The sequence below is a fragment of the Streptomyces chilikensis genome (assembly GCF_001642695.1).
In the GTDB taxonomy this organism is placed as follows: domain Bacteria; phylum Actinomycetota; class Actinomycetes; order Streptomycetales; family Streptomycetaceae; genus Streptomyces; species Streptomyces chilikensis.
Map to the genome: position 1 here is coordinate 19020 of NZ_LWCC02000074.1, position 7017 is coordinate 26036.

General features: G+C 75.9%; 5 protein-coding genes and 1 pseudogene. 2 read left to right on the top strand and 4 right to left on the bottom strand.

Annotated elements, in window-relative coordinates; genetic code table 11:
• Positions 1–80 precede the first annotated feature (80 nt).
• Together A2U95_RS22760 and xylB are read right to left on the bottom strand one after the other, a co-directional pair.
• A complete protein-coding gene (locus tag A2U95_RS22760) occupies positions 81–1268 on the bottom strand; it encodes an ROK family transcriptional regulator (RefSeq protein WP_166026219.1) in 1188 nt (395 codons plus the stop codon).
• Positions 1269–1365: 97 nt separating this feature from the next.
• Complete coding sequence (gene xylB, locus A2U95_RS22765) at positions 1366–2793, bottom strand: xylulokinase (RefSeq protein ID WP_166026221.1); 1428 nt, start codon at positions 2791–2793, stop codon at positions 1366–1368.
• A 210-nt stretch (positions 2794–3003) separates the two neighbouring features.
• Here xylB and xylA point away from each other — a divergent pair, with 210 nt between their 5' ends.
• On the top strand, positions 3004–4170 hold the full coding sequence (gene xylA / locus A2U95_RS22770; RefSeq protein ID WP_166026223.1) for a xylose isomerase: 1167 nt from the start codon (positions 3004–3006) through the stop codon (positions 4168–4170).
• 246 nt (positions 4171–4416) lie between these two features.
• Positions 4417–4596, top strand: a complete 180-nt coding sequence (locus A2U95_RS22775) for a hypothetical protein (RefSeq protein ID WP_166026225.1) — start codon at positions 4417–4419, stop codon at positions 4594–4596.
• Positions 4597–4744: 148 nt separating this feature from the next.
• On the opposite strand, the gene A2U95_RS22780 is transcribed toward A2U95_RS22775, so the two are convergent.
• Entirely contained in the window at positions 4745–6130 is a 1386-nt protein-coding gene (locus A2U95_RS22780; protein WP_166026227.1) for a tannase/feruloyl esterase family alpha/beta hydrolase, read from the bottom strand.
• A gap of 573 nt (positions 6131–6703) precedes the next feature.
• Positions 6704–7017 (bottom strand): annotated as a pseudogene (locus A2U95_RS22785) (hypothetical protein); the annotation flags it as partial.

Genomic DNA, 7017 nt, shown 5'->3' on the forward strand with positions numbered 1-7017 from the left:
GGTCCCGCCGGGACCGTCCACCGGCGGTCCGCCCGCGGCGCGCCCTTCCTCCGCCCGGGCGGCCCGCCGCACACGGGGGTTCAGGCGTTCCGTTCCGCCACCGACGCGGGGTCGTCCAGGACGGCGCGGATGACCGAGTGCGCGGCTCCCAGCAGCGGTCCCTCCGGGCCCAGCCGGGAGACCGACACCTCGCAGGACCGTCCGGCCGTCCGCCCGGACAGCTCCTCCCGCAGCGACGGCAGCAGCCACGGCGCCAGCGCCGACAGCTCGCCGCCCAGCACCACGGCCTGCGGGTCCAGCAGGTTCACGGCGCCGGTCAGGGCGATCCCCAGCGCCGTCCCCGCGTCGTGCAGCGCGGCGCGGACGGCCTCGTCGCCCGCCCCGGCGCGTTCGGCGAGCAGGCCCACCCGGCCCTCACCGGGGTCGAGCCCGACCCTGCGCAGCACCGCGTCCTCACCCGCGTACTGCTCCAGGCAGCCGATGCCGCCGCAGCCGCACGGCGGTCCGTCCGGGCGCACCGGCACGTGGCCGAGCTCGCCCGCGAACCCCCGCACGCCGCGCAGCAGGCGGCCGTCCACCACCAGCGCGGCACCGATGCCGATCTCGGCCGAGACGTGCAGGAAGTCGGGCGGCGTGTCCTTGCCGAGCCACAGTTCGGCCAGACCGCCGAGGTTGGCCTCGTTGTCGACGGTCGGCTCGAGTCCGCAGGACAGCAGCGCGCCCAGGTCGGTCCGGTGCCAGCCCAGGTTGGGGGCGCGGACCACGGTCCGCGCGTCGCGCGCCACCAGGCCCGGCACCGCGACCGTCAGTCCCGCGGCCCACAGTCCCTCGGCCTCGGCCTCGGCCACGACCTGCCGCACCAGCAGCCCCAGCTCCGCCAGGGCCGGTTCCGCCGCGCGTCCCCGGTTGGGGCCGTAGCGCACCGCCCGGGCGCGCACCTCGCCGCGCAGGTCGACCGCGCACACCGCCAGGTGGTCGACGCCGACCTCGGCGCCGATCCCGGCCGGGCCGCGCGCGCTCACCGCGAGCGCCGAACCGGGACGGCCGCGGCCCGTCGCGCCGTTGCGCTCCGGCCCGAGCTCCTCGAGCAGGCCCCAGCGCACCAGGTCGTCGACCAGGGTGGAGACGGCGGCCCTGGTCAGGCCGATGTGCGAGGCCACCGCGGCGCGGGAGAGCGGACCCTCGTCGCGCACGGTGTGCATCACTCGGGCGAGGTTGCGGCGGCGCATGCCGGCCTGGGTGTCGGGGAGCTGCTTGCGTGCGGTCATACCTCTTCCTGGGCCCGGCCCCGCGCGGGCACGCGGGGCCGGGCGGTCGTCCGCCCTCGGCTGCCGGCCGCGCGGCCGTGGGGCCGCGCGGGTCAGGTCAGGGACGGTCCAGCAGGGGTGTGGCGGCGGAGAGCACCGAACCGATGCGCTCCAGCGCGTCGTCGTCGCGCTCCACGGCGTCCAGCACCGGGCCGTCCGCGGTGTTCCAGCGGCGGGCCACGGCGGCCGGGTCCTCGCCGGTGAGCAGGCCGGCGGCCTGGGCCGCGGCGCCCAGCGCCACCAGCTCCTGCGCCTGCGGGATCTGCACCGGACGGCCCGACAGGCGGCGCACCGTGTTCCGCCAGGCCGTGCCGCGCGCGCCGCCGCCGATCAGCAGCAGCGGCGTGGAACGGTCCGCGTCCTCGTCCAGGACCAGGTCGAGCGCGGCGAGCAGCGAGTGCACCGCGCCGTCGTAGGCGGCCTGCAGCAGCTGTCCCGGCGTGGTGTCGTGGCGCAGGCCGTGGATCAGGCCGGAGGCGTGCGGCAGGGCGGGCGTCCGCTCGCCGTCCAGGTACGGCAGCATCGTCACGCCGGAACCGGGCTCCACCGCCTGCCGGTCCAGGCCCAGCAGCTCGGCCATCCGGTCCACGGCCAGGGTGCAGTTCAGGGTGCAGGCCAGCGGCAGCCAGCCCGCGTTCGCCGCGGCGAAACCGGCCACCGTGCCGGTGGCGTCGGCGGGGCGGCGCCCGGTCACCGCGTAGACGGTGCCGGAGGTGCCCAGGCTCAGCACCGGGGTGCCCGGCCGCACGCCCAGCCCGAGGGCCGCGGCGGCGTTGTCGCCCGTGCCGGGCGCGACCAGCACGCCCTCGGCCAGCGGCAGGCCCGCGCGGACCGTGCCCGCGGCCTCGCCGGGGCGGACCACCCGGGGCAGCAGCGCGGGGTCCAGGCCGATGTGCTCGAGGGTCTTGGCGTCGTACTCCTCCGTCGCGGACGCCCACCAGCCGGTGCCGGAGGCGTCGCCGCGGTCGGTGGTGCCCTCGCCCGTCAGCCGCTCGGTCAGGTAGTCGTGCGGCAGGCGGACGGCGGCGACGCGGGCGGCGGCCTCCGGCTCGTTCTCCGTCAGCCAGGCCCACTTGGTGACCGTGAAGGAGGTGCTGGGCACCGAACCGGTGCGCTCCGCCCAGGCGTCCGGGCCGCCGAGCTCCTCGATCAGCCGACGGGTCTGCGGCGCCGAGCGGACGTCGTTCCACAGCATCGCGGGGCGGACCGGGTCGCCGTCCGCGTCCAGGGTCACCAGGCCGTGCTGCTGGCCGCCGATCGAGATCGCCTTCGCCTCGCGGACCACGTCGCCGCACTGCTCGAGCGCCGCGCACAGCGCGTCCCACCACTGCCGGGGGTCGCTCTCGCGGCGGTCGCCGCCGGTGACCGTGTGCCTGGCCTGGCCGCTCGCCACGACGCGCCCGGTGGCGACGTCGACGACCAGCGCCTTGGTGGACTGGGTGGACGAATCCACGCCGACGACGTACGTACCCTCGCTGGCTGACATCGGGCTCTCCCTGTGGTTCCGCGACGTGCGGATTCTGCCTGGTGGACGGTGGTACTCGCGACCTCGTCGGCCGGAGTCCCTCGCTGGACCGCCGGTCCGGACCCCCTCCGGGCCGAAACCCCCAGGTTGTCCCTTCCCAGCGACGTGGATGCATACTAATTTGTAAACCGGCCTGACGAAATAGTCGACCTCAAGCAAGGAGCCACCCCCATGAGCATCCAGCCCACCCCCGAGGACAAGTTCACCTTTGGTCTCTGGACCGTCGGCTGGCAGGGCAAGGACCCCTTCGGCGACGCCACCCGTCCCGCCCTGGACCCGGTCGAGACCGTGCAGCGTCTCGCCGAGCTGGGTGCCTACGGCGTGACCTTCCACGACGACGACCTGATACCTTTCGGCTCCTCCGACGCCGAGCGCGAGGCCGTCGTCAAGCGTTTCCGCGGTGCCCTGGACGCCACCGGCATGAAGGTGCCGATGGCCACCACCAACCTCTTCACCCACCCGGTCTTCAAGGACGGCGGCTTCACCGCCAACGACCGCGACATCCGCCGCTACGCGCTGCGCAAGGTCATCCGCAACATCGACCTCGCCGTCGAGCTGGGCGCCACCACCTACGTCGCCTGGGGCGGCCGCGAGGGCGCCGAGTCCGGTGCCGCCAAGGACGTCCGCGTCGCCCTCGACCGGATGAAGGAGGCGTTCGACCTCCTCGGCGACTACGTCGTCTCCCAGGGCTACGACCTGCGCTTCGCCATCGAGCCCAAGCCGAACGAGCCCCGCGGCGACATCCTCCTGCCGACCATCGGTCACGCCCTGGCCTTCATCGACCGCCTCGAGCGCCCCGAGCTGGTCGGCCTCAACCCGGAGGTCGGTCACGAGCAGATGGCCGGCCTGAACTTCCCGCACGGCATCGCGCAGGCGCTGTGGGCGGGCAAGCTCTTCCACATCGACCTCAACGGCCAGTCCGGCATCAAGTACGACCAGGACTTCCGCTTCGGCGCCGGCGACCTGCGCCAGGCGTTCTGGCTGGTCGACCTGCTGGAGAGCGCCGGTTACGAGGGCCCGAAGCACTTCGACTTCAAGCCGCCGCGGACCGAGGACTTCGACGGCGTCTGGGAGTCCGCCAAGGGCAACATGCGCAACTACCTGCTGCTCAAGCAGCGCGCGCTGGCCTTCCGCGCCGACCCCGAGGTCCAGGAGGCCCTGCGCGCCTCCCGCCTCGACGAGCTGGCCCGGCCGACCGCCGCCGACGGCGTCGAGGGCCTGCTCGCCGACCGCTCCGCGTTCGAGGAGTTCGACGTCGACGCCGCCGCCGCGCGCGGCATGGCGTTCGAGCGCCTCGACCAGCTCGCCATGGAGCACCTGCTCGGCGCCCGCGGCTGACGCCTCCGCCGCACCCGGCACCGCCCGGCACCGCCCGGCACCGCCCCGCACCGCTTCCCGCGGTGCGGGGCGGTGCGCGTTCACCGGGGCCGCGCGGTCGGCGGGACGGATGGGTGTAAGGGGCGTCTCAGGGTTTTCTCCGGGGCGGGTCGGGGGCGGACGGAGGACACGGGAGGAACCGTCCGCAAGCGCGATGACGTTCACTGGACAGAGAGCGGCAACGGGCCGCTGAGGAGGCGACCGAAGATGTCGAGGAACGCGAAGATCGCCGCAGGAGCCACGGCGGCCGGACTCGTCCTGCTGTTCTGGCTGCCGTGGTGGGTGTCCCTGCTGATCGTGCTCGGAGTCCCCGCCGCCTACTTCGCCCTGGACCCGGGCCAGCGGCGCCGGCTCCGGAGGGTGTCCCGCAAGCAGATCGGGCGCTGAGGCCCCCGGGCCCCGGCCGGGGCCCGGAGGCGGTGCCGCCCGAGCCCCCGCCGGTCCGCCGTCCCCGCCCCCGGCACCGCGGACACCGCGGTGCCGGGGGCGGGGGCGGGGACGGGCGGCGCCGCCGGCCCGTCCCCGCCCGGTGGCGCTAGCCGTCGAGCGAGCAGCTGTTGGCCACGTCGCCCTCGGCGGGCCGTGCCACGTCGTGGTCGGCCGGCGGCCGCACGCCGTCCTCCACCCAGGCGGTCAGCGCGGCGAACGCGGCGCGATGGCAGGGCAGGATCGGGCGCAGGGCCGTCGGGTAGGTGTCGTACAGGCCGTCCACGTGGGTGCCGCCCTCGATGCCGTAGTAGCGGTGCAGGGCGCCGCGCCCGGCCTCGTCGATCATCCGGGCGTACACGTCGGAGTCGGCGGTCCTGGGCAGCAGGGTGTCCAGGTCGCCGTGGAGCGTGATCATCGGACGGCCGATGCGGCCGGTCAGCGAGACCCGCTCCACCGCCTCGCGCACGGCCCGCGGACGCGAGGCGTAGTCGTAGGCGGCGTCGGAGGCGCACGGGGCCAGGACCTCCGCGACGGTGGAGCCCGCCGACGGACCCGGGCAGGCCGGGTCGTACCGCGGGTCGAACTCGGCGCGGTAGATCTTCTGCGTCACGCCCCAGTACGCGGTGGCGTGGTACGGCCACAGGAACTCCGAGCCGCGGGCGAAGCCGGCCGCGTACAGGTCCCGGTCGTCGGCCTCGCCGCGCATGTGCGCGATCGTCGTCGGCAGGGAGGTGAACATGTTGGGCCCGTCCGCGGTCCACAGCGTGCCCTCCCAGTCCACGCCGCCGTCGTACAGCTCGGGGTGGTTCTCCAGCTGCCAGCGGGTGAGGTAACCGCCGTTGGAGATGCCGGTGACGTAGGTCCGCCGGGGGGCGGTGCCGTACCGCTGGGCGACCGTCGCCTTGGCGGCACGGGTGAGCTGGGTGACCCGGTCGTTCCACTCGACGATCGCGTCGCCGGGGCGCCTGCCGTCGGTGTAGAAGTCCGGCGTGCTGTTGCCCTTGTCCGTGGCGGCGTAGGCGTAGCCCAGGGACAGCACGTGGTCGGAGACGGCGGTGTCCGAGGCGTACTGCTTGCGGGTGCCGGGGGCGCCGGCGACGACCAGGCCGCCGTTCCAGTCGTCGGGCAGCCGGATCACGAACTGGGCGTCGTGGTTCCAGCCGTGGGTGGTGTTGAAGGAGGAGGTGTCGGGGAAGTAGCCGTCGATCTGCACGCCGGGCACACCGGAGGGCTTGCGGGTGGCGACGGAGGTCAGGCCGGCCTGGTCGGCCATGTCGGTGTACGGGGTGCCGGCCAGGCCCGTGGTGGTCAGGTCCTCGAGACAGGCGCTCTCCTGGTGGTCCGCGGCGGGCACCTTGAGGAGGTCGTGGCGGGCGCAGTGGCCCGGGGCGCCGGCCTGCGCGGAGGTGGCCGCGGCGGCGGGCGAGGCGCCGAGCGCGGTCACGGCCAGCAGGGTCGCGGCGACCCAGGGCACACCTGGGGACAGACGCATGAAGGGCCTCCAGAGGCTGAGGGAGCGGAACGGTGCGGGCGGCCGGGCGCCGGGCGCGGCGCGCCCGGACGCGGGTACGGCACGGCACGGCTGGGCCGCGGGCTGCCTCATAGTGGTGGGCCGACGCACCGTCAGCCATATGGCGGAACACCAGGGATGGCGGAGTGTGGGTGGAGGTGTGCCACATGGGCCGCTGCCCCCGCCGTGCCCTGTCCCACCCCGTCCCGCCGCGCCGCTCCGGGACGCGGTGAGCGGGGAGGGGAGGGCAGGACGGGCCGGGGCGCGGCGCGAACCCGAACGCGCCGCCGACGCGTCCCGGCAGGGCCGGGACCCCCGGAGCCGCCGGGACCCGTGGTGGCGTTCCGCCGCGCCGCAGGGCCCCGGGCGCGCGGACAGGACGGGGTGGGAGCGACCGGCAGGGCCGGAGGCCGTCGGCGCGGGCGAAGGGCCCGGGCGGGGCGGGGCGGCGGACGTGCCCTCGGCCCGGACGGCCCCCGGGGCCGTGCGGAGCCCCGCAGGCCTCGTCCGCCCCGCGGGCCTCGTCCGGCTCACGGGGCGGACAAGGCCCAGGGATCAGACGGGATCCACGGCGAGACCGGCCAGGCCCTCCAGCAGCGCGGGCAGTTCCGGGCCGCGGCCCACCGGGATGATCTCCCCGGGCCCGTCGTCGAGCAGCAGGAACGCGATGTCGTCGGTCCGGGCGACCAGCGACCACCCGGGCCCGTCGGCCCGCACGGTACGCGCGTCCCCGTCGGCGAAGAAGGTGCGCACCCGGCCGGGCGGGGGAGGGGAGCCGAGGTAGGCGCGGGCCTCGCCGAGCACCCGGCGCACGCCCGGGTGGGCCGGGCCGCCACCCGCCGGCCGCCCGGCACCGGCGGGCGCGGCCG